The following is a 26,029-nucleotide window of genomic DNA, read 5'->3' on the forward strand; positions in this document are numbered from 1 at the left end:
ATCACAAGGCGACTTTTTCGCCTTGGCTCCCAAGATAAAAACAAGCATCCGGAGACCCACATGAACGCATCGCTCACGCCTGACCAAACCACTGTCCAAACGGTAAAGCTGTTGATCGACGGCCAGTGGGTCGAATCCAAAACCACCGAGTGGCACGACATCATCAACCCGGCGACCCAGCAAGTGCTGGCCAAAGTGCCGTTTGCCACCACCGAAGAAGTCGACGCCGCCATCAGCGCTGCCCATCGTGCCTTCCAGACCTGGAAGCTGACGCCGATCGGCGCGCGGATGCGCATCATGCTCAAGCTCCAGGCGCTGATTCGTGAACACTCCAAACGCATCGCCGTGGTCCTGAGCGCAGAGCAAGGCAAAACCATCGCCGACGCTGAAGGCGATATTTTCCGTGGCCTGGAAGTGGTCGAGCATGCGTGCTCCATCGGCAGCCTGCAAATGGGTGAATTTGCCGAGAACGTGGCCGGCGGTGTCGACACCTACACCCTGCGTCAGCCAATCGGCGTGTGCGCCGGCATCACCCCGTTCAACTTCCCGGCGATGATTCCGTTGTGGATGTTCCCGATGGCCATCGCCTGCGGCAACACCTTCGTGCTCAAGCCGTCCGAACAGGACCCGATGTCGACCATGCTCCTGGTGGAGCTGGCTATCGAGGCCGGCGTTCCGGCTGGCGTCCTTAACGTCGTGCATGGCGGCAAGGATGTGGTCGACGCGCTCTGCACCCACAAAGACATCAAGGCGGTTTCCTTCGTCGGTTCGACCGCCGTCGGTACTCACGTCTACGACCTGGCCGGCAAGCACGGCAAGCGCGTGCAATCGATGATGGGTGCGAAGAACCACGCCGTGGTGCTGCCGGATGCCAATCGCGAGCAAGCGCTGAACGCTCTGGTCGGCGCTGGTTTTGGTGCGGCGGGTCAACGCTGCATGGCTACCTCCGTAGTGGTATTGGTGGGCGCGGCCAAACAATGGTTGCCGGACCTGAAAGCGCTGGCGCAGAAACTGACAGTCAATGCCGGCAGCGAGCCGGGCACTGACGTTGGCCCGGTGATCTCGAAAAAAGCCAAACAGCGAATTCTTGATCTGATCGAAAGCGGCATCAAGGAAGGCGCCAAACTGGAACTGGACGGTCGTGAGATCACGGTTCCAGGTTACGAGAAGGGCAACTTTGTCGGCCCGACCTTGTTCTCCGGCGTGACCACCGACATGCAGATCTACACCCAGGAAATCTTTGGCCCGGTGCTGGTGGTGCTGGAAGTGAATACGCTCGACGAGGCCATTGCGCTGGTCAACGCCAACCCGTTCGGCAACGGCACGGGCCTGTTCACCCAAAGCGGTGCAGCGGCGCGTAAATTCCAGAACGAAATCGACGTCGGCCAGGTCGGCATCAACATCCCGATTCCGGTGCCGGTCCCATTCTTCAGCTTCACCGGTTCGCGCGGCTCCAAGCTCGGCGACCTCGGCCCGTATGGCAAGCAAGTGGTGCAGTTCTACACGCAGACCAAGACCGTCACCAGTCGCTGGTTCGATGACGACAGCGTCAACGACGGTGTGAACACCACCATCAACTTGCGTTAAGGAGCCGGACATGAAAATCGCTTTTATCGGTCTCGGCAACATGGGCGCGCCGATGGCGCGCAACCTGATCAAGGCCGGCCATGCTCTGCGTCTGGTCGACCTGAACAAAACCGTGCTGGCGGAGCTTGAGCAACTGGGCGGCAGCATCAGCGCTTCGGCCCGTGAAGCGGCGCAAGGCGCGGAACTGGTGATCACCATGCTCCCGGCTGCTGTGCATGTGCGCAGTGTGTGGCTGGGTGAGGACGGCGTTCTCGCCGGTATCGGCCAAGGTGTACCGGCCGTGGATTGCAGCACCATTGATCCACAGACCGCACGCGATGTGGCCGCCGCTGCTGCCAAACAGGGCGTGGCCATGGCCGATGCGCCGGTTTCCGGCGGCACCGGCGGTGCCGCAGCCGGGACGCTGACCTTCATGGTCGGCGCCACCCCGGAACTGTTCGCCACCCTGCAACCGGTACTGGCGCAGATGGGCCGCAACATCGTCCATTGCGGCGAAGTCGGCACCGGGCAAATCGCCAAGATCTGCAACAACCTGCTGCTGGCGATTTCCATGGTTGGCGTCAGCGAAGCCATGGCGCTGGGTGATGCCTTGGGGATCGACACGACCGTGCTGGCCGGGATCATCAACAGTTCCACCGGGCGTTGCTGGAGTTCGGAAATGTACAACCCATGGCCGGGCATCGTCGAAACGGCGCCGGCCTCGCGCGGGTATACCGGCGGCTTCGGTGCCGAACTGATGCTCAAGGATTTGGGGCTGGCCACGGAAGCTGCCCGTCAAGCGCATCAACCGGTGGTGCTCGGCGCGGTGGCCCAGCAGTTGTATCAGGCGATGAGCCAGCGTGGGGAAGGTGGCAAGGACTTCTCGGCGATCATCAATAGCTATCGCAAACCGCAATAATTTTGTAACAGGTACAGCATGCCCTCATTGACCGGGAGATCACGTCGGGTGATCCCCCGGTTTTTTTGCATCAGGCAAAAACGAAATACTTGCGCACGGTTTCAACCACTTCCCACGTGCCTTTCATCCCCGGCTCAATGACGAAAATATCCCCGGCGCGCAGATGAATCGGCTCCTTTCCTTCCGGAGTGATGATGCAGTAGCCCTCGCGGAAATCGCAGTATTCCCACTTCACGTATTCGACATACCACTTGCCTGGCGTGCAGATCCAGGTGCCCATGATCTTGCTGCCGTCTTCGCTGGTGTAGGCGTTGAGGTTGACGGTGTGCGGGTCACCTTCGAGTTTTTCCCATTTGCAGGCGTCCAGCACCGGCAGTGGATGAGTATCGCGAAGGACGGTAATCGGTGCGGTCATGATGACTCCGGGCAGTGGGCTCAAGAACTGAAGTCGCACCCTATAGCGCCTGTGCACCGGTCAGTTGTCTGAACTCGACATCGAAGTGTCCAGAAACGCGCAGCACCTCAAAGACTTTCCAAAGGGCAATCCACCCTGGACTGTTGGAGGCTGGCTTCGAACTCGATCAATTGTGCGTGCTGGCGCGACAGCGCTGTCATTCGCTCACTGATTTCGCGCTTCTTGGCATCGATGGACTGACGCGCCAGTTCCCACGGCATCGCCTGACCCTGGTGGCCGGTGAAGATCGCCTGCAACTCCTTGAGCCTGAAACCCAGTTGCTGAGCGCACTTGATGAACATCAGCAGGTCGACACTTTGCTGGTCATAGACGCGGTATTTTCCCAAGCGCTGGGCCGCAGGCAGCAAGCCGATTGACTCGTAATGGCGGATGCTCTTGATCGTGGTGCCGGAGCGTTGCGCGGCTTGGCCGATGTACATGAAAAATCCTTTTTTACCGTGGTACAGCCCGGCGCATTATCGGCAGACTCAGCGGCTGGCGATAGTCTGGGCTTGCAGCAACCAGGCTTCACGCTGGTCAGCGCTGGCGCCGAGAATCGGGCCGAACGTGAGTGTGCGCTTGGGTTCGATACCGCAGAAGGCGAGGGTGGTGCTGCGGACCTGATGCAGCCCGGGCATGCGATACACCCAGCGGTAATACCAGGGGGGCGTGTCCATGGTTAACAATAAATGCGCGCTACGACCCTGCAATAATTTGTCGGGAAAGGCTTTGCCTTCCCGGTACTTGAAGGCGAAACCGGGCAGGAACACTCGATCAAAAAAGCCCTTGAGCAAGGCCGGAATCCCGCCCCACCAGATCGGATAGACCAGCGTCAGATGCTCCGCCCACAGGATGTCGGCCTGCGCCTGGCGCAAATCTGCTTCCAGTGGTTGAACCTGTTGATAGCCTTCACGCAGCACCGGATCAAAGTCCATCCTGCCGAGAAACAACTGGCGGACTTCATGCCCGGCGCGCAACGCCGACTGTGCATAGCGCTCGGCCAGTGCAGCGCAGAAGCTGTTGCTGGAAGGGTGACCGAGAATCACCAGAATGCGTTTACCCATCGTCGCTGTCCTTGAAGATGAAACCTCAAGGGTAAAGTCTGCCCCTCAGGGGAGAGTCAAGGCATGCAGCAGCGCTCTGGCATAACCGGGCAGCGTGGCAAATTCCCGGGCACAAATCAGGAGTTTGCGTTGAGCCCAGGTTTCTTGCAGCGCGATGCTCTGGAAAGGTTGTTCGCCGGACCAGCGCTCGACGGCCGCGAGCGGCACGATTGCCAGCCCCGCGCCCCGGGCGACCATGCGCATGACACCATCAAAACCGTCAGCGCGGATGCGGATTTTCAGGCGTGAACCGATGTGCAGCGCCTGTTCTTCGAGGTACACGGCCAGGGCGCTGTTGGCGTTCAGACCGACATAATCGTGGTGCAAGGTGTCGCTGAAACTTAAGCATTCGGTGTCGGCCAGCGGGTGGTCGCGGGGCAGGATCAATACCAGCGGATCGTCGCGAAAGGCGCGGGTCTGCAGGTCATCGGTGTCTACGGCGTCGGACACGATGCCCAGGTCTGCCGCACCTTGGCGAAGCGCGTGGGTGATGCGTGCGCTGGGTAATTCCTGAAGGTCGATGTCGAGATTCGGATGCTCGTGCAGAAAGTCGGCGAGCAACTCCGGCAGGTACTCGGTGATCGCCGTGGTGTTGCATAGCAGGCGCACCTGACCTTTGACGCCTTTTGCGTATTCGGCCAGGTCCTGTTGCATACGGTCGGCTTGTTGCAGCAGGGATCGGGCGTGTTTTGCCAAGGCTTTGCCGGCCGCAGTGGGCGTGACACCGCGACGCCCGCGCTCCAGAAATTCGATGCCGAACGAAGCCTCCATGGCGCGGACTCTCGCGCTCGCCGCTGCCAGGGACAGATGGCTGCGCGCGGCACCGGCGGTGATGTTGCCGCTGTCGAGAATGTTCAGGTAGAGGCGCAGGTCGGTCAGGTCGAAGTGCATGTTTTGTCCCAAGATCGTTCCCACGCTCTGCGTGGGAATGCCTCAATGGACGCTCCGCGTCCGCTTCGGCATGTGACGCGGAGCGTCACGGGCTGCATTCCCACGCAGAGCGTGGGAATGATCAACAAACTGTTCAGCCTGTTGCTCAGCAAGAGGCTGCCTCAGTATATGGCAGATTTTCACGGGGCCAATCCAGGCTCAGGATAGCCCCATGAATACACTCGCCGCGTTCTATCAAAACCTCGGGTTGGCCCTTTCTTTACTGATCATCGCCACCTTTCTCCTAGCTGGCATGATCAAAGGCGTCATCGGCCTCGGCTTGCCGACGATTGCCATGGGGCTGTTGGGTCTGGCTATGGCCCCGTCGCAGGCTGCCGCGCTGCTGATCATCCCGGCGACCCTCACCAATATCTGGCAACTGGCATTCGGCGGGCATTTGCGGGCGCTGATCAATCGGTTGTGGCCGATGCTGCTGGCAATCTTCATCGGCACCGGTGTCGGCACGCTTTGGATCGGGATGGCCAGCGGTCATTGGGTGGTTCGCGGATTGGGCGCTGCGTTGTTGCTCTACGCGCTGAGTGGTTTGTTCCTGCCAACCCTGCGCGTCGACGGTCGTACCGAACGCTGGCTCGGTCCGCTGTGCGGCGTGCTGACCGGCGTCATCACCTCGGCCACCGGCGTCTTCGTGATTCCTGCCGTGCCTTACCTTCAAGCGCTCAATTTGAGCAAGGACGAACTCGTGCAGGCGCTGGGCTTGTCGTTCACCGTTTCGACCTTGGCGCTGGCGGCTGGCCTGTGGTGGCGCGACGCCTTGGGTGGTGGCGAATTGAGCGCGTCATTGCTGGCGCTGATCCCCGCAGTGCTCGGCATGTTTCTGGGCCAATGGCTGCGTCAGCGGATCAGCGCCGTGCTGTTCAAGCGCGTGTTCTTCATCGGCCTCGGCGTGCTCGGCGGCCATTTGCTGATCAGCGGGTAGCGGACGACGGGCTGAGCATGTCGATGGCGCGGATCTCGAAATCCCGTTCGAGGAATTCATCGCGCTGCTCGAGGAATTGCTTCATGTGCGGCAGATTCGAGTGCACATCCAGGTGAGCCTGGGATTGCCAGATCTCGTAGAAGATAAACAGCGTCGGGTCCTGCTTGTCGCGCAGCATGTGGTACTCGATGCAGCCGGGTTCGGCGCGGCTGGCTTCTACATAACCGCGGAAAAACGCTTCGAAGGCGTCGGATTTTTCCGGGCGGGTTTTGGCGTGCAGGATGAAGCCTTGCATTTCACTCATCAGAAATCTCCTCAAGTTAAGAATCGGCGCAAGTCTATGGCAACAATCACCTAGTAATTCGTGTGTATTGGTCAAAAGGGTTTTGTGCATTCGGGGCTTATTCCGCGCGAGCCCCCCCGCTAACCTGCCGCCATCCAATTTCTGACCTTCCGAGATTCCCCATGAAAAAAGTCCTGTTGCTCAATGGCGGCAAAAAATTCGCCCACTCTGATGGCCGCTACAACACCACCCTGCACGAAGCGGCGCTGAGCGTGCTGGACCGCGGCGGCGTGGACGTGAAAACCACCTTCATCGACGAGGGCTACGACGTCGCTGAAGAGGTCGCCAAACTTCTCTGGGCCGACGTGATCATTTATCAAATGCCGGGCTGGTGGATGGGCGCACCCTGGACCGTGAAAAAGTACATCGACGAAGTCTTCACCGAAGGCCATGGCAGCCTCTATGCCAGTGATGGCCGCACCCGTTCCGATGCGTCGCAGAAGTACGGCAGCGGCGGATTGGTGCAGGGCAAGCAATACATGTTGTCGCTGACCTGGAATGCGCCGCAGCAAGCCTTCGACGACCCGACCGATTTTTTCGAAGCCAAGGGCGTGGACGCGGTGTACTTCCCGTTCCACAAGGCCAACGAGTTCCTCGGCATGACCGGCCTGCCAACCTTCCTGTGCGTCGACGTGATGAAACGCCCGAATATCGAAGCCGATGTCGCGCGTTATGAACAGCACCTGCGCGAGGTGTTCGGCCTCAAGGCTTGAGGTTCCTTTTGCCCCGCATCCAGCTACTATCAAGCCAGTTTTGAATGAGGGGCCTTTGTGAAAGCCAGATCCGATGAGTTGCAGATTTTCGTCTGCGTGATTGAATGCGGGTCGATTTCCGCTGCGGCCGAACAGGTCGGACAAACGCCTTCGGCAGTCAGCCGCACGCTGTCGCGGCTGGAGGCGAAACTCGATACCACGCTGATCAACCGCACCACGCGGCGCATGGACCTGACCGAAGAGGGCAAGTACTTCTTCGAGCACGCCAAGCGGATTCTCGATCAGATGGACGAGCTTGAAGAACGCCTCAACTCACGCCAGCAAACCCCGTCCGGGCGGCTGCGGATCAACGCCGCCTCACCATTCATGCTGCACGCCATCGTGCCGTACATTGACGAGTTCCGCCGGCTCTACCCGGACATCCAGCTCGAACTCAACAGCAATGATCTGATCATCGATCTGCTCGAACAAAGCACCGACATCGCGATCCGCATCGGCACACTCGCCGACTCGACCTTGCACGCCCGCTCGCTGGGGTGCAGTCCGCTGCACATCGTCGCCAGCCCGGCCTACCTCGAGCAACACGGCGCGCCGCAGGCAGTGGCGGATTTAAGTGAGCACGCATTGCTGGGGTTTACCCAGAACGAAGGCCTCAACCAATGGCCGCTGCGTTATGTACACGGTGATCGCTGGCCGATCGAGGCGTCGATCAGTGCTTCCAGTGGCGAGACGATCCGGCACTTGGCGCTGGAAGGCCAGGGCATTGCTTGCCTGTCCCACTACATGACCATCGACGACATCCGTGCCGGACGTTTGCAGGTGCTGCTGGCGGATTTCAACAGCGGCTATCGCCAGCCGATCAACGCGGTGTACTACCGCAACTCGCAATTGGCCTTGCGCATTCAATGTTTCCTGGACTTCATTCAGGGCAAATTGGCGGTGTATGCGAATTCCGATTTCCAAGGCTGATTCGTGATCCCTGCGCAAGAGTGAATTGGGTCAGAGGGGATTTTTCGTCAGTGATCACTCCTCGATACTCGTTGCATCACTTATTCACGCAGGGAGTTTCCCCATGAACGTATTTGTAACCGGCGCTGCGGGTTTCATCGGCGGCTCCATCGCCACCGGCCTGATCCGCGCTGGCCACAAGGTCAACGGCCTGGTGCGCAGCGAAGCACAAGCCAATGAACTGAGCGCGTTGGGCATCACTCCGGTGATCGGCACGCTGGACGACAGCGCACTGCTCGCCGAACAGGCTCGGGCTGCCGACGCCGTGATCAACGCCGCCAGCAGCGACCATCGCGGCGCGGCAGAAGCCTTGCTCGACGCGTTGCGCGGTTCCAACAAAGTGTTCCTGCACACCAGTGGTTCGAGCATCGTCGGCGATGCATCCGGTGGCAAGTCAAGCGAGGTCATCTACTTCGAAGACAAGCTACCGGAACCGACAGCCGACAAGGCCGCTCGCGTGGCCATCGACAACCTGATCCTCGCTGCTGCGAACGACGGCGTGAACTCGGCCGTGATCTGCAACACCCTGATCTACGGCCACAGCCTGGGCGTCAACCGCGACAGCGTGCAACTGCCACGCTTACTGAAGCAGGCACGTAAAAGTGGCGTGGTCCGGCATGTCGGTCCGGGGCAGAACATCTGGTCCAACGTGCACATCGAAGACGTGGTGTCCCTGTATCTGTTGGCGCTGACCAAAAACAGACCGGGCACGTTCTATTTCGTCGAAAGCGGTGAAGCGTCGTTCATCGACATGACCACTGCCATTGCCCAAGCGCTGGAGCTGGGCGCGCCGCAAGACTGGCCGTTGAAAGACGCCGAAGCGGAGTGGGGGTATGAAATGGCCAACTATGGTTTGGGTTCCAACAGCCGGGTACGCGGGAAAAAGGCGCGTGAGCTGCTGGGCTGGGTGCCGAAGCGGGTGTCGGTGATTGAATGGATTCGGGACGAGATGGTTTGAATTCGCTTTAGACCGCGTCGTGGCCATCGCGGGCAAGCCATGCTCCTACAAGGGTTTTGTGAGCGACGCAAATCCCTTGTAGGAGCATGGCTTGCCCGCGATGGCATTTCCGAAGTCCCAACAACTGGCCGGGCTGCCCTCAATTCCGTAACATCCGCGCACGTTCTTCTCGTCACTCCCTGCGTGCGATTCCCCCATGAAACCAAAACGCCTACGCGCTGATGTCCTGGCCGGGCTCACGACCTCTTTTGCCCTGTTGCCCGAATGCATCGCCTTCGCGCTGGTGGCCCACCTCAATCCGCTGATGGGGCTTTACGGGGCATTCATCATTTGCACCCTGACCGCGCTGTTCGGCGGCCGGCCGGGAATGGTGTCGGGCGCTGCCGGTTCGATGGCCGTGGTGATCGTCGCGCTGGTGGTGCAACACGGCGTGCAGTACTTGCTGGCCACCGTGCTGCTGGGCGGGTTGATCATGTTGGCGTTCGGGTTGCTGAAACTGGGCAAACTGGTGCGCATGGTCCCGCACCCGGTGATGCTCGGTTTCGTCAACGGTCTGGCGATCATCATCGCCCTGGCGCAGTTGGAGCATTTCAAAAGTGGTGAAAACTGGCTCAGCGGCATGCCGCTGTACGTGATGACGGGGTTGGTGGCCGTCACGATGGCCATTGTTTACCTGCTGCCGCGCCTGACGCGTGCCGTACCGCCGGCACTGGTGGCGATTCTGGGCGTGGGCCTGGCAGTGTATCTGCTGGGCTTGCCGACCCGTACGCTGGGCGACATGGCGCATATTGCCGGTGGCCTGCCGACGTTTGCATTGCCAGGCATTCCCTGGACGTTGGAAACCCTGCGCATCATCGCTCCCTACGCGATTTTGATGGCGCTGGTCGGCCTGCTGGAAACCTTGCTGACCCTGAACCTGACCGACGAAATCACCGAGAGCCGGGGCTTCCCGGATCGCGAGTGCGTGGTGCTCGGTGCAGCCAATATGGTCTCTGGTGTGTTCGGCGGCATGGGCGGTTGCGCGATGATCGGTCAGACCGTGATCAACCTCAGTTCCGGTGGGCGCGGACGGCTGTCCGGGGTGATGGCCGGGGTGATGATCCTGCTGTTCATTCTGTTTCTTTCGCCGCTGATCGAGCGCATCCCGCTGGCGGCGCTGGTCGGGGTGATGTTTGTGGTGTCACAGCAAACGTTCGCCTGGGCCTCGCTTCGGGTATTGAACAAAGTGCCGTTGAACGACGTGTTGGTGATCATTGCCGTGACGGTGATTACCGTGTTCACCGATCTGGCCACTGCGGTGCTGTGCGGAATCATCATCGCGGCGCTCAACTTTGCCTGGCAGCAGGCCCGGCAGCTTTACGCCGACAGTCATCTGGAAACCGACGGCAGCAAGCTCTACCGGGTGCATGGCACGCTATTCTTTGCCTCGACGACACCCTTCCTGAATCAATTTGACCCTGCCAATGATCCCGCTCAGGTCACGCTGGATTGTCGTCATTTGAGCTTCGTTGATTACTCGGCCATTGCTGCGCTGAATACGCTGCGCGAACGCTACGCCAAGGCCGGCAAGCACCTGCGCGTGCTGTACTTGTCGGAGCGCTGCAAGAAACTGCTGAAACGTGCGCGCGTGAATCACGACTGAGAATGAACGCGGCAGGTGGACGATTACCTGCCGTAGGGAGACAGACATGATGTACGACACGCTGATTCGCAACGCCCTGATCATCGACGGCAGCAACCGCCCCGGCTACCCCGCCGACGTGGCGATCCTGAATGGCCGCATCGAGCGCATCGGTGACGTGCACGACGCCACCGCCACCGAAGAAATCGACGCTGCTGGCCGTGTACTGGCGCCGGGTTTCATCGACGTCCACACCCACGACGACACAGTCGTCATCCGCCAACCGCAGATGCTGCCCAAGCTCAGCCAGGGCGTGACCACGGTGATCGTCGGCAATTGCGGCATCAGTGCTTCGCCGGTGAGTTTAAAAGGCAATCCGCCGGACCCGATGAACCTGCTCGGCACGGCTGCGGCATTTGTTTATCCAACGTTCAGCGATTACCGCGCGGCGGTCGAAGCGGCAAACACCACGCTGAACGTCGCCGCACTGGTCGGCCACACCGCCCTTCGCAGCAATCACCTGGATGACCTGTATCGCACCGCCACGCCGGACGAAATCAGCGCGATGCGCGAACAATTACGGGAAAGTCTTGAGGCCGGCGCGTTGGGTTTATCCACAGGTCTGGCTTACGCCAGCGCGTTCTCGGCGTCTACCGATGAAGTGATGCAACTGACTGAAGAGCTGACCGCATTCGGCGCGGTGTACACCACCCATTTGCGCAGCGAATTCGAACCGGTGCTGGAGGCGATGGACGAGGCTTTTCAAATCGGACGTCATGCGAAATCCCCGGTGATCATTTCCCACCTCAAATGCGCGGGCGCCGGTAACTGGGGACGCAGTCCGCAACTGCTGGCGTCCCTTGAACACGCGGCGAAAACCCATCCGGTGGGCTGCGATTGTTATCCCTACGCGGCAAGCTCTTCGACGCTCGACTTCAAGCAAGTCACCGACGCACATCGCATCACCATCACCTGGTCCACGCCGCACCCGGAGATGGGCGGTCGCGACCTGATGGACATTGCCGCCGAGTGGGGTGTGCCGTTGCTCGACGCCGCCCGACAACTACAACCGGCTGGCGCGGTGTACTACGGCATGGACGAGGCAGACGTGCGAAGAATCCTTGCGCATCCGCTGTCTATGGTCGGCTCTGACGGATTGCCGGAAGACCCGTTCCCGCATCCGCGCTTGTGGGGCGCATTCCCACGGGTGCTAGGCCATTTCAGTCGCGATGTCGGGTTGTTTCCACTGCACACCGCGGTACACAAAATGACCGGGTTGTCGGCGGCGCGATTTGGCTTGAAAGAGCGTGGCGAAATCCGCGAAGGGCATTGGGCCGATCTGGTGTTGTTCAATCCGGTGACCATTCGCGACGTAGCAGACTTCAACGACCCGCAACGGGCTGCGGAAGGGATTGACGGTGTATGGGTCAACGGTGTGTTGAGTTACAGCGAAGGGCAGGCGAACGGCAAAAGGGAAGGGCGGTTTTTGGCGCGAGAAGGGGATCTGCGTGGCGGGTTTCAGTAAGCATTATTAGTGGTCCGTCACACTGGCGGCACATTGCAATTAAAGAATGCCACCTCCAAGCCGAAGCGCTGATATTCGACCCAGCTACAATGGGGTGTCTTTTTTAGTCAGGGAGTAACTGCATGAGCTTCGGTAAAACCACCCCGATCTTGCGGATTTTCGATGAAGCCAAGGCGTTGGAATTCTACGTCGACTTCCTGGGTTTCAAGATCGACTGGCAACATCGCTTCGAAGCGAATTTCCCGCTGTACCTGCAAGTTTCCCGTGGCGAATGCGTGCTGCACCTGTCCGAACACCATGGTGACAGCACGCCGGGTTCTGCGCTGCGGATCGAGACGGATGAACTGGAGGCGTTTGCGCAGCAATTGCTGGCCAAGGAATACCCCTTTTCTCACCCGCAGATTCAGGCCATGCCCTGGGGGAGCCAGGACATGACCATCAGTGATCCGTTCGGCAATCGATTGGTGTTTACCAATGCGATCAGCGTGTGAAACGGGTTCTGGATGACTGCATCGATTCCAGATGTGCCGGGTAGTCCATAGGACCCAGTCGCCCGGTGGGCACATTTATATCCCCGGGGATCAAGGCATTACAGTTCATGCACGTGGGGAAATCGGTTACTTGTCTGGAATCGGGAGTTCCCTTTAGTCGTTGAGTCATTACAAATACGTTTTCAAGCGGGACACTCAATGAGCTATTGAGCAGTGCGTTTCTGCTTCGTACTTCTGCATGGCGCCCGGGAGTGCCGGACTTGATGGGAAACAAATGCCCGGAGCGCCCTAAATGGTCGCGAATATCTTGAGCCAGCGCCGGGTGAAGGGCCACGTCATGTTCAGTGGCATAGTCTCGTTCAACCTGAGCCATGTAAGCCTCTGGTCGGGTTACTTCAAAAATACCCAAGTCTGCTGGCCCCTCTGATGAGGGAAGGGGATTGCGATAAATCCGGACTCCGGAATAGGGGATGTCTCCCAGTTGCTCAGGGAAGTTGAAGTGCTCCCAGGACGAGAAACTACCGTCTGCCGTGGTGACTGCGGCGTGTGCGGTCAATACATTCAGTTTCTTTCCCGAATAGGTCGTGAACGTTGGATTGGCAGCTTCGATTCCGGCAATTTCTTTGTCTGTCAGTGGATGTTTTCGATTGGGAGACCTGACCTTCAATTCATCAAGCTTTGCAGTCTTCGCTTCTGCAAATTGTCTCGGAGCATCCGTCATCGAAACGGTTTTCATTGAAAACCGGTCGTAGTAGTCGAGTACCACGGGGAAATTTGCCAGATCATCGCGTCCCAGCCCGTGTGAGTCGGCAAATCGCACCGGGTTGTTCCCCACCATGCAATACAGATTCAACCCGTCAGCCGTCCCCGCAGGATCCGGACTGATCCAGCGCTGCAACCATGGTGCGTAATATCGCTGGCCGTAGTAATACAGCCCGCTGGCATCACACTCCTTGCCTGAATAACGAATGGTTCTGTAGTTCGCTTCCAGCACGTTACGGGCGGCTCTCCATGCGGTACCGCCAAAGGGGTAATAACCCTCCTCGCTGATCAGCTTGCCTTCGGCGTCCAGTTCGATTGTGTTGGAACCCAAGTGATCGTCGAAGCGGTAGCGCATAGCGTCATTGTGGATGCCTGAAGGTATTCCCTGGCTCCAATGCAGACACTGTACGTTGCAGTTTCCTGCCTTGATGGTGATGACTTCGAGTTTTTCCGTCGTGCTTTCACGGATCTCCAGCCCCGGTAAATAAATGACGTCGTAGCAATGGGTCAGTGCATGCGCCTTTTGAATCTGTCGTTTGCGAATGCGCTGACCGTTGCCATCGTAGAGATAACTTTCCGTATCGGCTTCTTGCCCTGCGCGCTCGACCAGCGTCACGCTGTGTAATTGGTTACGGATATTCCATCCCAGAGGTTGCCCGGTTTGCAGGGTTTGCAGGGTTTGCAGGGCTTGCAGATTGCCGTTGGCGTCGAAGCCTGCTGCAAAGTCGGGGTTTGCATCACCTGCTTTCCATGACAACCCACGATTGCTGTCAGGGGCGATGCGCATCTCGCGGGTGTAGTTGTTGCCCTCGCACTGATGCTGCAGCTTGATCAGATTGGAGCACTCGTCATAGGTATATCGCTGAGTGAAATTGAGCAGTCGGCTCCGGTCGCCCGGGCGCCTCGACCACTCGGGAAGTGAGGTCTGGATGCTTGCTCCCTGCTCTTCACGCCCCGAAGCCTGGACCAGTTGATAAAGGCTGTCATAAACATAGGAACTGACCGGTTTGATACGTTGGTTGGCGTTGTGCTGCGCAGGTTTGCTGTGGTCTTCGACACTGCGCACATTGCCGACAGCGTCATAGGCGTAGTGCAGCTTCTGGACGACGCTTGCATCAGTGCGCGAAATGGTTCGCTGGTTCATGCGTCCATTTTCAGGTGCATAAATCGCCATGCCAGTGATCTTGCTTCCCAAGGTTTGCAACTCGATCTGACCCTGCTCGTTGTAGCTGACCTGATCGAGAATCAACCTTTGTTCAGTGGCGCCATTGAGTTGCAGCGTGACTTTTTTGAGCTGTCCGGCGACATCGAACCAGAAGCGTTGGGTATGACCTTTGGCATCCTTGTGCTGAACAACTTCGCCGGTCGCTGTGTACTGCCAAGTGGTGGTGTAGCCGGATCCGCTTTCGAGCAGGTCATCCCGTTTGGCGGCTTCTTCGGGCCAGTTCGTGGATTGTTGGTCTTTGAGCAAATGTCGTGTTTCGCTCAGCAGATTACCTGTCAGGTCATACGCGCCAAGGAGCCGTTTTCCTGCCGTATCATCATGACGAATCAATCGACCGCACTGGTTTTTTTTCGCAGAGTCGGTTGAGCTGTCTGCGTAAGAAAAACGTTCGGTGGCTTGGCGGGATTTTTCTTTGCCTGCTTCGTAAATGGCTGTGGGGCGTAACTGGTTGTCGTAGTCCGTTTGCCGATGGCTGCCCCGAGAGTCCCAGTTTTCCAATGCTTGGCCCGCTTCGCCGAACAACGTCAGGCGCCAACCTGCATCGATGCTTTTGCTTAACAGCAATGCGCCGGACAGGCTGCTGATTTGCATCAAGTCGGCTATTTTCACGCTGTCACCGCTGTGTTGCTCGGCAATCTGGCCGTTGATGTCGTGCGGGTAACGAGTAATACGAGCCTGAGGCTGCGTGATGACGTCATTGCGCAGGTAGGCGACTTCGCGAACCCGGACGCCGCGACCGTCGACAACGTTCAGTGTCGGGGTCTTGCCATGAATATTGATACTCATATGTCGCCTCCCTGCGCCATTGATTGATCAGGCTGTGTGTCGTTCTCGTCTTCGGTAATGGTGTACCAGGGGAAATAGGTGTACTGACGTTCGTCGCCATTGGCATTGATGACACGAATGGGCCGGCCCAACGGGTCGTGGAAATGCTGATCGAAAAGTTTTGATTGGCGTGCGGATTTATCGTCGGTGTAGCGATGATGGTCACTGAAAGAGGGGCGGTAGGTGCGACTGACTAAACCCTTGGTGTCGTATTCGATGCGTTCGCTGACGCGCCAGTGATGACTGACTGCGCTTTTTTGCGTGGTGTCGCTAACCTGCTCCCGAGTGCTTTCTTCGTTGACGACGCCGGCTGCACTCAACTCGACTTTTTGTTTTATTTGTAGCTGCCGACCAAAACCATCCCGGTAAACGACAGTGATATGTGTCTGTTTTTCGCTATCGGTGGGGTATCTGTCCGACTGCATAAGGACGTGGTGAACAGGTTCGCGCCGCGCGTTTTTTGCTACAAGCTTCTGCAATTTTTGCTCGTGAGGTGTCTGCCTCGTATCTGACTCGAACAGGCGAGTACGAGTGCTGGCGCGAACATGCCCACCGGGCAATAGATCGCCTAGCGTCACCGCTTCTTTGCACACGTCTAGTTCTGCTTTGTTTGTACCCACAATTTTCCCCATCCAGCTCAACGAGTTGTAGAACCAGGCGCTGGCGACATTCTGGAGTGCCAGGGCCGGGTTTTCGATGGCGAGATCAGGCCGGTCGTCATAACGACGGATGTAGGTCGTCAGTGGCTTGAAGCCGATATCTTTACCGTTGACGGGTTTGTAATGGCTGACGGCTTGAACGTGTCCGAAGGGGTCGTACAACGCTTCCCGGACAATGCCGTTGGTGTCAGTGATCAGAGTCGGCTGGAGGTTTCGGTAGTCAATATTCGAGGCTGTGGTAACGCAGTTGTCCGGCAGTTTGATGCGCGTGGTCAGGCAGTAATAAGGGTCGTAGGTAATAGCTGTCGAACCCTGCGACTGGCTTTCCTTGAACGTCTGCAGCTTAAAGAAACCCTCGATTTTTTCGTAAGTAGCGAACTTGCGTCGTACCGACCAAAGCCTGGCATTTTTGTCCCATTCAGTGTCTGGAGGTAAGGCGATGGGCATTTTTTTGTAGCCCACATCTTCGAGCTTGTTTAGCAAATCAAAAGACGTTGAGTCTGATGGTTCTTTGAGTAGGTCATAGACCTTCAAGGCCTCGTCATTGAGCTCGGCTGTTTCCACATGATCCACCAACGCTTCGATCCTGGCACGGCCATCGACATAGGTGTCGCTTGCGTCCGGTTTCCTGTAACGCACCAGCGACAGGCCAGTCATGACTTTTTCGGTTTCCCATGACGCTGAGGCGCTCAGTTCAAGCAGCTTTTCATAATTGATGTCTTTGGGTTCCAGTCCTCCAGCCGCAGGTGCCTTGGGCAGTTTCAAGGCATTGGTACGCTGTAGATAACGCAGGCCCAGGCGCCTGGCTTCAGGCGTTTCAATGTGGATGAATTGAGCCTTTGTTTCGTTTACGTAGTAATACTGTTGGTCTGCGTCATGGGCATCTTTCCACCATGTGCACTGCCATTTGTCTGTAAACGGAGAGGTGTCTTCTTTTGTTTTACGTCGTGCGTAACTGATCTCCAGGCTATGGGTGAGGTGGCCGTAGGCGTCCCATTCCAGACTGATTGAATGAGTGCAACGAGGATCATCGGGGATGCGTTCGTACTGACAGCTTATGGACTCCACCTTCAAGGGCTGCACGATTGAATAGGGGCTGTGTTTATCCAGGCTGCGCAGCTCGCGTACCAGGTAACGGTACTGTTCTACCGAATAAGGATGTTTTTCCTCCGGCGTCCTGTCCTGACCGTAAATCTCTATCCGCAACGGGCGTCCGCTCAACGCTCTGGCCAAATCACGACGGCGCGCGGCCGAGTTGTGGGCAACTGCGTCAAGAGACGATTTGGGCTTGTCCGGGCTCTGGATTGCACTCATCTGCAGTACGGTGAGACCGAGCGGGACGGCTGATTCGTCGCTGCTGTAGTAATTCTGATTGAGCAGGTCTACTGCTTGACCCGTGTGGAACCAGGTCTTGGTCGTTTTGGCCTTGGCCACAACTTTGTCGTTGGGGCTATCCGTTTGCTGGAGCAGGCCGAACCCCCGAAACACTCGCTCGTCGCTGTCGTACACGCCCCGTCGATACTTGAATTGTTGTGTCAGTCGATTGCCTGTGACTTCATCGAGTTGAGTCTGTTGTTTGACCAGATGCACGGGAAAGGGAAGGCGTGAGATCGCTGGTTTGTTGTTCTTGAGTAACTGTTTTTTTTCATCCAGCCACTCTTGTGCAGAGCTGCGATATCGAATGCTGCCACTGGCACCCATGTTGTTATTGGTCGAACTGAGCAGGTAGGGTTTGGAGTCAACAAAATCATACCGCCAATGCCTGTCTACCTCTCCCGGCAGGCTGAAAACCAGGCTTGCGCAGCCAAGTCCCTGCAGATCTGTAGCGCTGACCTGGCAGAAACGGTCATAACGCAGGCCTTCGGGCCATGGCAAAACGACTCCCCGGCGCAGGCTGTTGCCACCCTGGTTCATGAATATGCGCGCACCATCAGCTTGCAGATAAATAAGGTCCGTCGCACCCGAGCCGTCCAGATCGGCCAGTAGAATGCGTGATGCGTCAAATGCCTCGTAGGCGAAGTCGAGGGTGGCGATAACCCGACCCTTTGCGAACCGTCCGCGCCCCAGATTGGGCCAGCATTTCACTTCGTTGTGGCGGATACGGATCAGGTGCTGCTGGCCGCTGCCCAGAACATCACTGAAAGCCACCAGTTCGCTACGAGCGTCGCCAGGCACTGGCAGGTCATCCTCATCTACCAAGCGTGGCACTTCGATTGCGGGAGCGAACCGGGCGATTTTCTGGTTGGCATACAGGCGAACACTGCGCGGTCCCACCATCACCAGATCGCTTAAGCCCGCCCCCATCAGATTGGCCAACTGTCCTTGCGGATTGAAGAACTCCGTTGGTACAGCAGCAAATGAAGTGAAGTTCGACCATTTGCCATTGGGGCTCAGAGTAAAAAAGCCGCTGAGCCCTGGCCGTGTCACGATCCAGTCCAGATGACCGTTACCGCTGATGGCGCCGAGAAACTGTCGCAAGGGTTTATTGCTATCGGCCAGCGGTATTTCTGGCAGCTCATGCCATTGTGTGAAGGTGACGTGGTCCTTTCCTTTCTCATCTCGCAACGGCTGGCTGTAGCGCCAACTTTTGTCCGTTTGGTGAAGTACCCCTGGCAGGCCTTCTCCAAGCAAATCGACAAACTGAAAACGCTGTCCGTGGTTGAGCCTGGACAACGCGTCGAAGGTTTTGTATCCGCCAGCGTCAGGTTTCAGGGTGAAACCGGTGTACGTGAACTCAAGCGGCGGTTGGCAGCTGTCCGTCTCGTTGCCATAGGATTGGGGTAACGCCGCCATCAGGCAGTTGCAGGATTGAGCGCTGGCCTGATACTGAAGCAACACGCGACGAACCAACACCGGCGCATTGCCCATGGACGTCTCATTGGGAAAGTAATGAAACATCAGGATTTGCCGGCACAAGTACTGAGTGCCCAATTCAAAACCATAAGCGAACTCCGAGAAGGGATCACCGCGTACAGACCCTGCAGGAGTCGTTTTGTAGTCGGGCTTCTTATCGGGTGTTGCATTGAGTTCGTCGTAGTCGAAACACAGTTCGAAATGCCACGCTTGATCCTTGAGGCCGTCGATTTTGCACAAGTACAACTGTGAGTCGGCTTTGAAATTGCCATAGCGCACGCGGCTCGGATAACGCTGGGCGCGGTAGTCGCCAACTCCGGTGTCGGACTCCTTGCCCGTGGCGTACTCATAAAGAATATGTTCGCCATGAGCATTCATGCTCTCTTCGATCAGCCACTCGGCTACCCGCAAGGGGGCGTCGGGGTCTGTGCGCCGTGCCACTGGCGTTTTTCCGTACACGTGCTGGTTGCCGTCGGCACTGTGTACCCGCCAGAAGCCGGGTTTGTCGTTAGTGCTGGACCAGTGTTCGATCAAGTCGAAGTCGGCTTCGATGCGGGGCCGGTATTGCACGACATCATGCGGCACCTCTTGATCGCCCACAGTGCACATTTTGCGAGTTGATCTGATTGCGCCCGTCGTATCGTCCCGTTCAGGCAACCACACTTCGCCACTGGGGCTGACGAACAGATCATCGTCGCAATAGGCCGGGACGCCGAGGCTGGTGCGTCGTGTGACGGTCGCCAGAGACAGTTTCCAGCCGAGGCCGAAAATGCCGTTTCCTTGGCCATTGCTGTAGCGCAAAGTCAGCGCCGGAGCATACCCGCGTCCAGGTGACACCGGCAGCGGGATCTCGCAGGTGGCCGCACCGCTGGAGCCGACGGCGGCCAAGCCGTGCCCCATGCCTTGAATCGCACCGCCGCCCTTGGGCAGGGTCAGAGGGGTAACCTCTATGGGGGGGAGCTCGCTCATTGCGCACCCCCGGAGGCCCTGGCGGTGTACTGCAGGTGCACGATGATATCGGTGAGCGATTCAAGCATGGCTTTCTGTTCTTCGAAATTAGGGAAAAACAGTTTCCATTTGGAAATCGCACCGGTGTATTCAAAGGGCAGGTAGCGTTCATCCTGAAAGTTCAGCGTGAACAGACCGTTGTCGTCGATACCCGTCGACAGCGCAATGTGCTGATTGGCCCGCAGACTTTTCATGACGGTCTTGTCTGAATCGGGCATGACGACTTCGCTGGACGTCTGGGATAGCGTAGCGCGGACATCCTCATAAGGTCCGAGGACGGCGGGCAAGGAAATACTGATGCTTTTGATCCGGCGCAGGCAGTGTCCCGGGTAGTCGTTTTCAAAAAGGGAAGACGTTAATTCAAACTCGCACACGCCGCTTTTTACCAGGGTGGACTTGAGTCCGTCGGTCACTGGTTTGTTCTTTTCGGTCGTATCGTCCCAGGGCTTGTTGATTGAGGATGGCGGTGGCGCCTGCTACTTCGGACTCACCGTTTTTAGCCAGTTTATTTTCCAGCGCATACAGTTTTTTGTTGGGCTCCTCGCTGAATTGTTTCAACGTGAGCGCTGCCCATAGATCGGTTTGCCTGACATCCGGTCTCGGCCCCAACAGGTTCTGTGCGCACAGATACCAGAGCTTGGCGTCGGTCAGGCTGTCGGGGGTCAATTCGCGGTAAGCGGCGTCGCCGCGATTGAGCAGAATATCGATGTAGAGCATGTACAAGGCTTTGCGAAAGTGCACGGGATGACTCAGTGCAATCTGGTGCGGATCCTGTGCCCCCTGGATGGCATAACTGGATTGGCCGGGTTTGGCCGCGTCGGAGGTCAGTGGCGCCGCGTTCCAGTAATCCGGGTTAGCGCCACTGACTGCTTTTCGCGAGGGATTGAACAGGTACTGCATCCAACGTTCGGCTTCGCTGTATTGACGCTCCTGGTTAAAACGGTGTGCCACCAGCCAGGGAAGGTATAGAAACAGCTCGACAAAGTAGCGACCGTAGGCACCGTAAAAATCCATTTTTTCAGTCGGTTTTCCGTTCTCGAAGGGGGGTTCTTCCAGATGCTGAGAGGACCAGCTCAGCAAGGTATCCATGCTGTCTTCTGCGCGTTCGATCAGATGCCTGGCGAAGGTGATATTCATTCGGATGGGTTGGCGGGGCTGGCCATCACTGTTCTTTATTCCGGAATTTTTGAAGTCGATGAAGTCTGCCCTGCCAAACGTGTTATCCAGATGGATTTCGATACTGGGAGCGATAGGCGAAGTTGACGGGTAACTGAACTGAAGCATTTTTTGACTGGAAAACGGCCAGCAATCGAGAACCGCAATAAGGGTCTTGTCTGAGGTGGTGGTCAACTGGGTACGAGGAACCGCTTTCGAAGTGATCTGGGCATCCTTGTCGATAAAAGCCGACAGGTTGAAATCAACATATGGAGCCCCAATACCTGTGCTTTCAAACTCACCAATATGCAGGGTGACACACAGCGATGAGGTCGATCGGTCACAGGTGGCAATGGTTCGTGTGTATTCCTTCAACTCCGCCAGGCTCATGCCTACCGCAGAGTCGGCTGAACAGTAACCTTGCCCACAGGTCTTCGGCGTACTCCAACTTCCGTCATATTTTTTGAAACACATATTCAAACGAAACAACGGATACGGTTTGTCCTTACTTCCTTCTTTGCTCCCCTGATCCTGAAACACGCATTCGGCCCAGAACACATACAAGCGGTTGTTGGACACGACCAGGCGAATGGTGTGCTCGATGGTGCTTTCGGAGACTGGCAGATTGACGCGATGCCAGTCGGACCATGCCTGTGGTTCCGGTGCATCATATTTGTCAGTCTTGGAACCGGGCACGAGGGGACGGCAGGCCATGTCCAGAGAGCGCCAATACCAGGTATTGGCGGCACGGGATTTGGCTATGAAGTAATAGGTGCTTTCGTCGAAGTTGTCGCCGTCGATGTAACCATTGACGATTTCCAGGTTGGCCACTTCCTCCAGTCGGGTCAGATAGGCCAGCACAGCCGTTCGCACCGACTCGGCAGTGAGCTGGTTGCGGTTGAGGTCGTTTTCCAGTTGTTCGAAGCTTTCAGTTCTGGCCTTGCGAAGCGTCGGATCAAGATAGGCCGCTGGGAAGTAATGAAGGCGTTGATGGGTCACCCAGTCCTGATAGTGATGCATGACGGTGCGCCAGGTTTCGACTTGATCTGCTGGAATCTGCGCGGTGTGATATCCCGGCTCCATGTTGGCCAGAATACTGTTGATGTATTGCTGCAGACTGGCGATGGCGCAGGCTACCGGGCTTGTGGGCACATCCTGGCTGACCAGCACGTCAAGCAACCAATAGTGATAAAGATCAGTGGCCGTTTTAAGGTGTTCTGCAACCTTCAGCTCTTTCAGGGTCTTGTCTTGCGGTGCGATCGCTGACAGATAGAGACCAAGCTGCGCATCACGCAGGCTTTCATTGAGTTGTTTTTCCATAGCAACAGACATGTTCATTCCTTGAGCACGTAGTGGAGTTAGTGACTGGCTGCCATGACCGCTTCACCGACGGCCTTCCATTGATCGATCGAACTGTCGTTCTGCAGGGCCACGGCCTTCAGCAGGGCGGTCGCGCTGAGCCCGGTCGCTTTACAGGTGTGGTGACAACGCATCACCCAATCGATCTCCTTGATTGTTGTAGCCCGCCTGAACATCAGTTTCGAGGTGAGCGCGGTGACTTCAGTCGTTGTCCAGTTCATTAATTGGGCCAGACGGCTGTTGACGGCTTGCGCTTCTCTACTGAGGAAATTGGCGAATTCCAGGTAGCTCAGCAGGCTTTCTTCCGGTTGCTGGTAAGTGATCAGGAAATGGTTGAAACGATCGAACAAGTACAGGGCTCTGAATGACAGGCTCAATTCCCCATCCGATATGTCCAGCCAGCGGGCAGTGCTCAGGAGTGCGCGCAACGCCTTGTTGCTCAATTGCAACCTGACAGCGGCTTCGGTATGGCGCAGTAGTGAACGCAGTGTGCTTGCAAGTGCGTGTGAGTCTTTTGAGTCCAGAGCCGCCTTGAGAATCTGATGTACCGACGTTTTCGCCCAAAACACCACATCGATTCCACAGTTCATGGGCAGCAGGAGCGCTTCCTGTAGAAACTCTTCCACCCGGTGTTGCTGTCGGTCATGGGCCAGTAGAAGTAAGCCTTTGAGTTTTTGTTTGCAGTCTTCCTTGAGCCTTAAGTTTTTGTCTGGATCCGTGTCCAGTGTCAGCTGCGCAAATACTTTATCCAGTGTGTTTATCAGGCTCTGTGGTACATCGTCTCTGATTCTGGGGGCGAAATTTTTTACCAACCCTTTGTCATCCAGCAGGGTATCAGCCAGTTTTGCGCGCCATTCCACAGTGTTCGGCAATGCCAGCGTTGCAAATTCCTGTGCGGTGATCGCGCACTGGAGAGTGTCGGCTTTGAGTTTTGTGAGGTGTTGCTGCAGTTGCCCCAACGGATATTCGTCACCGCTTTGCAGCTCAAGAACACGTTGCAGCATGGGGATGTCGTAGGTGGATTCTTTGATCCAGCGTGTTATCCAGTCCAATTGCATCAGGACGTGGAGTAAGTTGAATGCAGGATCGGCTTCATTTCTCAGGGTTACTTGATTTATTTCGCCATTCAGAGTGCCGATCGAAGTAATCCCCGTTTCAGGAGAGCGGGCTAACGATTGCAGTAACAGATCCGTATTTTTTCGATCTGTGTATTCGTCAAAGTCACCGACATTCCATTTGATGATTCGGCCCGCCAGTGATGTCTGGCTATTGGGGGCGGTGGTTAGAATCTTGTCGATGTCGATCCATGGCACTGTGATTTCGTCTGGCGCTTTGTAAAACTCGAGGACAAGTCGTTGATCTGTACTGGCATCGGCAAACCATGACGTGTTTGTTCGCAGGGTTGAACCGGCAAGCAAAGTCGCTTCACCAGGGCCGCCCTGTTCCGGAAGCTGGAAAATGGCGAGTATTTCGAAATACTGCTCTCTCTTTCGGCCGCTTATGTGAAAGATTCGTCTGCCGGAGTCGCCGGTTGCCAGGCACCTGAAAATGCTTTCCCCCCCCAGCAAATTTCCCAACGTCGTACTGTCGGCAATCGAAAGACCGAACATTCGCGCTGTCCGTGCCTGACGATAAATGGACGACAGCGTGGGTAAGCCACACTTGAGCGGCCCCAGGTATTTCTGCGTGTTTTTGACAACCCGAAGTAGCGAGTCCTCTGTCAGAGGCAGGCCAAGGCTGACGCTCAAATGTTGGTGGATGGCGTGAGAGCCAGGATCCGAATCATCCGCTTGGAAGGCACGATCATCGAGCTTTAGCGGTGTGTCAAACACACGGGCCTGGTTGAACACCTTGTCAAACTGGGAGGTGTTGTCGCCGGTCGAGCAGGGTGATACCTGGTGTAACAGTGCTGCGAACTCTTCAGCCGTGATCGAGTGCTGGCGGTTCAGATAGCGAAAAATCCCCAGGACCTGGATGGAATGGTTGTTCAGTTGCATCGGGTCATTTTTTTTGGGCAGTTGCGATTCAAAAGCGCTGCACATCAAGGTGTCCAGATCGGTGAACGGGATATCGAGCCAGCGTTGAAGGCGGATCATTCGATGCAAACGTTCGAATCGATCCTCGGTCGCGTTGGCGATTTGCGCAGGCTTTTGTTCTTTGTCCAACGTCATGCTTGTGTCATTGACAGCTTGAGGACCGTTTACATAACGGGCTCCATAAGGCTGGGGAAAAGGCGCTGACAGCAAGTACTGAGCAGACGTGTGTGGCGTGTATTTGCCTTGCGCCAGCAAGGCCTCCATTTGCTCGGCTTTAAGCTCGGTTCGCTCCAGGAAGGTGTTAATTGTCTTCAGACCGGAAATTGACGCGGTGCCGTAGATTTTTTCCCAGTAGATGTTTTCTGGCGTGCGCCGTTCTTCAGGGGCGCGCTCAGCCCATGGCTGTTCCGTCAGCAATGCCTGTTGTTTTGGACCCAGCCCGGACATCAGCATCTGAGCGGCATCAGAGGCAACGTCCAGCACCTTGCCGTACAAGGACGCGTCGTAAGACCGCAGAGGCAGGAATTCGCTGACGAGGTAATTCAGCTCTCCGAGCGTCGGTTTGTTCCCCCTCAGTCCCAGCAGGCACTGATGGTGGAAAAACTCATAGGGGAGGGCGAAGGGATAATACCGTTGCGCCAGAACGTCATAGGTCGATTTGCCTTTGTCGTCGTTGGTCTTCAGCGCGTCCTGAATATTGCTGTCCAGAATGGCATTGACTATCCCGAGCATCGGTTGCGCAGTAAACGTGCTTTGCTGATCAATCGACAGTTCGGGCAGATCCGGACGCCGTTTTTCCAACAGGATGCGGGTTTCTTTTTCCTCCGCCGATTGCGAAGGGCAGGACTCCAGTTGCAAGGCAAACAGGTACAGCGCTCTCAGGTAGGCGACCGGTGAGTCAATGGCAGCGATCGAATCGTTTTTGCAGGCGTCATTCCAGTTTTCTTTGAACTGATGAGTGTAGGTGGGACCTTGTTCCGCGACCGAGCGAATGCCCCGGGGATGCCACTGATGCTGTGGCACACCGTCTGAAGCTTGCTGCTCCCGATACAGGACGCTGACTTGGGCTGCGTAACATTTGGCGTTGTCGTAAAGCGACTGAGTATCGATGCTGAGCGTTGCATAATTCGTATCCGTATCCGTATCCGTATCCGTATCCGTATCCGTATCCTTCTGCTTCTCCTTCTCCTTCTCCTTGATCGCGGTATCGACGCGATGCTTGAAGTCGGCTTCGGTAAGTCGGGAAATGTCGAACACCGAGGTGAGCTTCAGATCTATAAAAAGCGCTTTAACTTTTATTTTTTGTGCGTCATCGGAACTGTAGGTCGTGATCAAAATATCGAGTAAGGATTGATCGTTGCCTGGGGAATTGCCGTCCATGCTTGTGAATCTCCAATAGGTGGAGATATCGACAGTACGGCGTGGCAGGGGGGACGGCTGTCAGCTACTCCATCCAGCGGACGCTGGAAGTTTCTCCACTTGGCAGGGGACTGAGGCAGGAAGGCTGTAGGATTTTGAAACACCGCAGGCAGGAGAGATTGCCAATAACCTTGGCACGGGAAGGGGATCTGCGTAACGG

18 protein-coding genes and 1 pseudogene are annotated in these 26,029 nt (G+C 56.9%); 9 read left to right on the forward strand and 10 right to left on the reverse strand.

All coding sequences use genetic code 11. The features are described 5' to 3' along the window. The first annotated feature begins 60 nt into the window (after positions 1-60). Positions 61-1,587 carry a CoA-acylating methylmalonate-semialdehyde dehydrogenase gene (locus ACA048_RS03560; protein ID WP_497627960.1) on the forward strand — a complete coding sequence of 509 codons (1,527 nt, stop codon included), beginning with the start codon at positions 61-63 and terminating at the stop codon, positions 1,585-1,587. Between the two features lie 10 nt (positions 1,588-1,597). Then, positions 1,598-2,485, forward strand: a complete 888-nt coding sequence (gene mmsB, locus ACA048_RS03565) for a 3-hydroxyisobutyrate dehydrogenase (RefSeq protein WP_046031847.1) — start codon at positions 1,598-1,600, stop codon at positions 2,483-2,485. A 70-nt stretch (positions 2,486-2,555) separates the two neighbouring features. Here mmsB and ACA048_RS03570 read toward each other — a convergent pair whose 3' ends face one another. The 4 genes from ACA048_RS03570 to ACA048_RS03585 form a co-directional block, all read right to left on the reverse strand. After that, the gene (locus ACA048_RS03570; protein ID WP_007946320.1) at positions 2,556-2,900 is read right to left on the reverse strand and encodes a cupin domain-containing protein; all 345 of its coding nucleotides are present in this window, start codon (positions 2,898-2,900) and stop codon (positions 2,556-2,558) included. A gap of 107 nt (positions 2,901-3,007) precedes the next feature. After that, positions 3,008-3,379 (reverse strand): MerR family transcriptional regulator, encoded by a 372-nt coding sequence (locus ACA048_RS03575; RefSeq protein WP_497627961.1) that lies wholly within the window; start codon positions 3,377-3,379, stop codon positions 3,008-3,010. Positions 3,380-3,427: 48 nt separating this feature from the next. After that, positions 3,428-4,003, reverse strand: a complete 576-nt coding sequence (locus ACA048_RS03580) for an NAD(P)H-dependent oxidoreductase (RefSeq protein ID WP_497627962.1) — start codon at positions 4,001-4,003, stop codon at positions 3,428-3,430. Between the two features lie 45 nt (positions 4,004-4,048). Beyond that, positions 4,049-4,933: a LysR substrate-binding domain-containing protein gene (locus ACA048_RS03585; RefSeq protein ID WP_497627963.1), complete on the reverse strand. Its 885-nt coding sequence runs from the start codon at positions 4,931-4,933 to the stop codon at positions 4,049-4,051. A gap of 211 nt (positions 4,934-5,144) precedes the next feature. On the opposite strand from ACA048_RS03585, the gene ACA048_RS03590 reads away from it, so the two are divergent. Next, entirely contained in the window at positions 5,145-5,909 is a 765-nt protein-coding gene (locus ACA048_RS03590; RefSeq protein WP_497627964.1) for a sulfite exporter TauE/SafE family protein, read from the forward strand. Here ACA048_RS03590 and ACA048_RS03595 read toward each other — a convergent pair. Further along, the gene (locus ACA048_RS03595) at positions 5,899-6,213 is read right to left on the reverse strand and encodes a putative quinol monooxygenase (RefSeq protein WP_497627965.1); all 315 of its coding nucleotides are present in this window, start codon (positions 6,211-6,213) and stop codon (positions 5,899-5,901) included. The two genes, ACA048_RS03590 and ACA048_RS03595, sit on opposite strands and share 11 nt — an antisense overlap. Positions 6,214-6,374: 161 nt before the next feature. Between ACA048_RS03595 and mdaB the strand changes: the two genes are divergently transcribed. The 6 genes from mdaB (at position 6,375) to ACA048_RS03625 (ending at position 12,568) form a co-directional block, all read left to right on the forward strand. Then, a complete protein-coding gene (mdaB, locus tag ACA048_RS03600; protein WP_497627966.1) occupies positions 6,375-6,965 on the forward strand; it encodes an NADPH:quinone oxidoreductase MdaB in 591 nt (196 codons plus the stop codon). Positions 6,966-7,022: 57 nt separating this feature from the next. Continuing rightward, entirely contained in the window at positions 7,023-7,934 is a 912-nt protein-coding gene (locus ACA048_RS03605; protein ID WP_497627967.1) for a LysR substrate-binding domain-containing protein, read from the forward strand. Positions 7,935-8,037: 103 nt separating this feature from the next. Then, positions 8,038-8,931 (forward strand): NAD-dependent epimerase/dehydratase family protein, encoded by an 894-nt coding sequence (locus ACA048_RS03610; protein WP_497627968.1) that lies wholly within the window; start codon positions 8,038-8,040, stop codon positions 8,929-8,931. Between the two features lie 196 nt (positions 8,932-9,127). Continuing rightward, positions 9,128-10,573, forward strand: a complete 1,446-nt coding sequence (locus ACA048_RS03615) for a SulP family inorganic anion transporter (protein WP_497627969.1) — start codon at positions 9,128-9,130, stop codon at positions 10,571-10,573. A 46-nt stretch (positions 10,574-10,619) separates the two neighbouring features. Then, a complete protein-coding gene (locus ACA048_RS03620) occupies positions 10,620-12,077 on the forward strand; it encodes an N-acyl-D-amino-acid deacylase family protein (protein WP_497627970.1) in 1,458 nt (485 codons plus the stop codon). A 122-nt stretch (positions 12,078-12,199) separates the two neighbouring features. Continuing rightward, positions 12,200-12,568, forward strand: a complete 369-nt coding sequence (locus ACA048_RS03625) for a glyoxalase superfamily protein (protein WP_497627971.1) — start codon at positions 12,200-12,202, stop codon at positions 12,566-12,568. Here ACA048_RS03625 and ACA048_RS03630 read toward each other — a convergent pair. From ACA048_RS03630 to ACA048_RS03650, 5 genes and pseudogenes are all read right to left on the reverse strand, one after another. Beyond that, positions 12,558-15,341: an RHS repeat-associated core domain-containing protein gene (locus ACA048_RS03630; protein ID WP_497627972.1), complete on the reverse strand. Its 2,784-nt coding sequence runs from the start codon at positions 15,339-15,341 to the stop codon at positions 12,558-12,560. The two genes, ACA048_RS03625 and ACA048_RS03630, sit on opposite strands and share 11 nt — an antisense overlap. Beyond that, the gene (locus ACA048_RS03635; protein ID WP_497627973.1) at positions 15,338-19,861 is read right to left on the reverse strand and encodes a SpvB/TcaC N-terminal domain-containing protein; all 4,524 of its coding nucleotides are present in this window, start codon (positions 19,859-19,861) and stop codon (positions 15,338-15,340) included. Before ACA048_RS03635 ends, ACA048_RS03630 begins: the two co-directional genes overlap by 4 nt. Continuing rightward, a pseudogene (locus tag ACA048_RS03640) lies at positions 19,858-20,301 on the reverse strand (Tc toxin subunit A-related protein); the annotation flags it as partial. The gene ACA048_RS03635 and the pseudogene ACA048_RS03640, both read right to left, overlap by 4 nt. After that, complete coding sequence (locus ACA048_RS03645) at positions 20,261-22,393, reverse strand: neuraminidase-like domain-containing protein (RefSeq protein WP_497627974.1); 2,133 nt, start codon at positions 22,391-22,393, stop codon at positions 20,261-20,263. The gene ACA048_RS03645 and the pseudogene ACA048_RS03640, both read right to left, overlap by 41 nt. A 20-nt stretch (positions 22,394-22,413) precedes the next feature. Further along, a complete protein-coding gene (locus tag ACA048_RS03650) occupies positions 22,414-25,830 on the reverse strand; it encodes a Tc toxin subunit A (RefSeq protein ID WP_497627975.1) in 3,417 nt (1,138 codons plus the stop codon). Positions 25,831-26,029 lie beyond the last annotated feature (199 nt).

The organism is Pseudomonas sp. LBUM1659, from assembly GCF_059716045.1.

What these genes read in the sequence shown, in the direction of transcription:
- ACA048_RS03560 (WP_497627960.1), top strand. Translation starts at nt 61, where the DNA reads ATGAACGCATCGCTCACGCCTGACCAAACCACTGTCCAAACGGTAAAG.
- mmsB (WP_046031847.1), top strand. Translation starts at nt 1,598, where the DNA reads ATGAAAATCGCTTTTATCGGTCTCGGCAACATGGGCGCGCCGATGGCG.
- ACA048_RS03570 (WP_007946320.1), bottom strand. Translation starts at nt 2,900, where the DNA reads ATGACCGCACCGATTACCGTCCTTCGCGATACTCATCCACTGCCGGTG.
- ACA048_RS03575 (WP_497627961.1), bottom strand. Translation starts at nt 3,379, where the DNA reads ATGTACATCGGCCAAGCCGCGCAACGCTCCGGCACCACGATCAAGAGC.
- ACA048_RS03580 (WP_497627962.1), bottom strand. Translation starts at nt 4,003, where the DNA reads ATGGGTAAACGCATTCTGGTGATTCTCGGTCACCCTTCCAGCAACAGC.
- ACA048_RS03585 (WP_497627963.1), bottom strand. Translation starts at nt 4,933, where the DNA reads ATGCACTTCGACCTGACCGACCTGCGCCTCTACCTGAACATTCTCGAC.
- ACA048_RS03590 (WP_497627964.1), top strand. Translation starts at nt 5,145, where the DNA reads ATGAATACACTCGCCGCGTTCTATCAAAACCTCGGGTTGGCCCTTTCT.
- ACA048_RS03595 (WP_497627965.1), bottom strand. Translation starts at nt 6,213, where the DNA reads ATGAGTGAAATGCAAGGCTTCATCCTGCACGCCAAAACCCGCCCGGAA.
- mdaB (WP_497627966.1), top strand. Translation starts at nt 6,375, where the DNA reads ATGAAAAAAGTCCTGTTGCTCAATGGCGGCAAAAAATTCGCCCACTCT.
- ACA048_RS03610 (WP_497627968.1), top strand. Translation starts at nt 8,038, where the DNA reads ATGAACGTATTTGTAACCGGCGCTGCGGGTTTCATCGGCGGCTCCATC.
- ACA048_RS03615 (WP_497627969.1), top strand. Translation starts at nt 9,128, where the DNA reads ATGAAACCAAAACGCCTACGCGCTGATGTCCTGGCCGGGCTCACGACC.
- ACA048_RS03620 (WP_497627970.1), top strand. Translation starts at nt 10,620, where the DNA reads ATGATGTACGACACGCTGATTCGCAACGCCCTGATCATCGACGGCAGC.
- ACA048_RS03625 (WP_497627971.1), top strand. Translation starts at nt 12,200, where the DNA reads ATGAGCTTCGGTAAAACCACCCCGATCTTGCGGATTTTCGATGAAGCC.
- ACA048_RS03630 (WP_497627972.1), bottom strand. Translation starts at nt 15,341, where the DNA reads ATGAGTATCAATATTCATGGCAAGACCCCGACACTGAACGTTGTCGAC.
- ACA048_RS03635 (WP_497627973.1), bottom strand. Translation starts at nt 19,861, where the DNA reads ATGAGCGAGCTCCCCCCCATAGAGGTTACCCCTCTGACCCTGCCCAAG.
- ACA048_RS03645 (WP_497627974.1), bottom strand. Translation starts at nt 22,393, where the DNA reads ATGAACATGTCTGTTGCTATGGAAAAACAACTCAATGAAAGCCTGCGT.
- ACA048_RS03650 (WP_497627975.1), bottom strand. Translation starts at nt 25,830, where the DNA reads ATGGACGGCAATTCCCCAGGCAACGATCAATCCTTACTCGATATTTTG.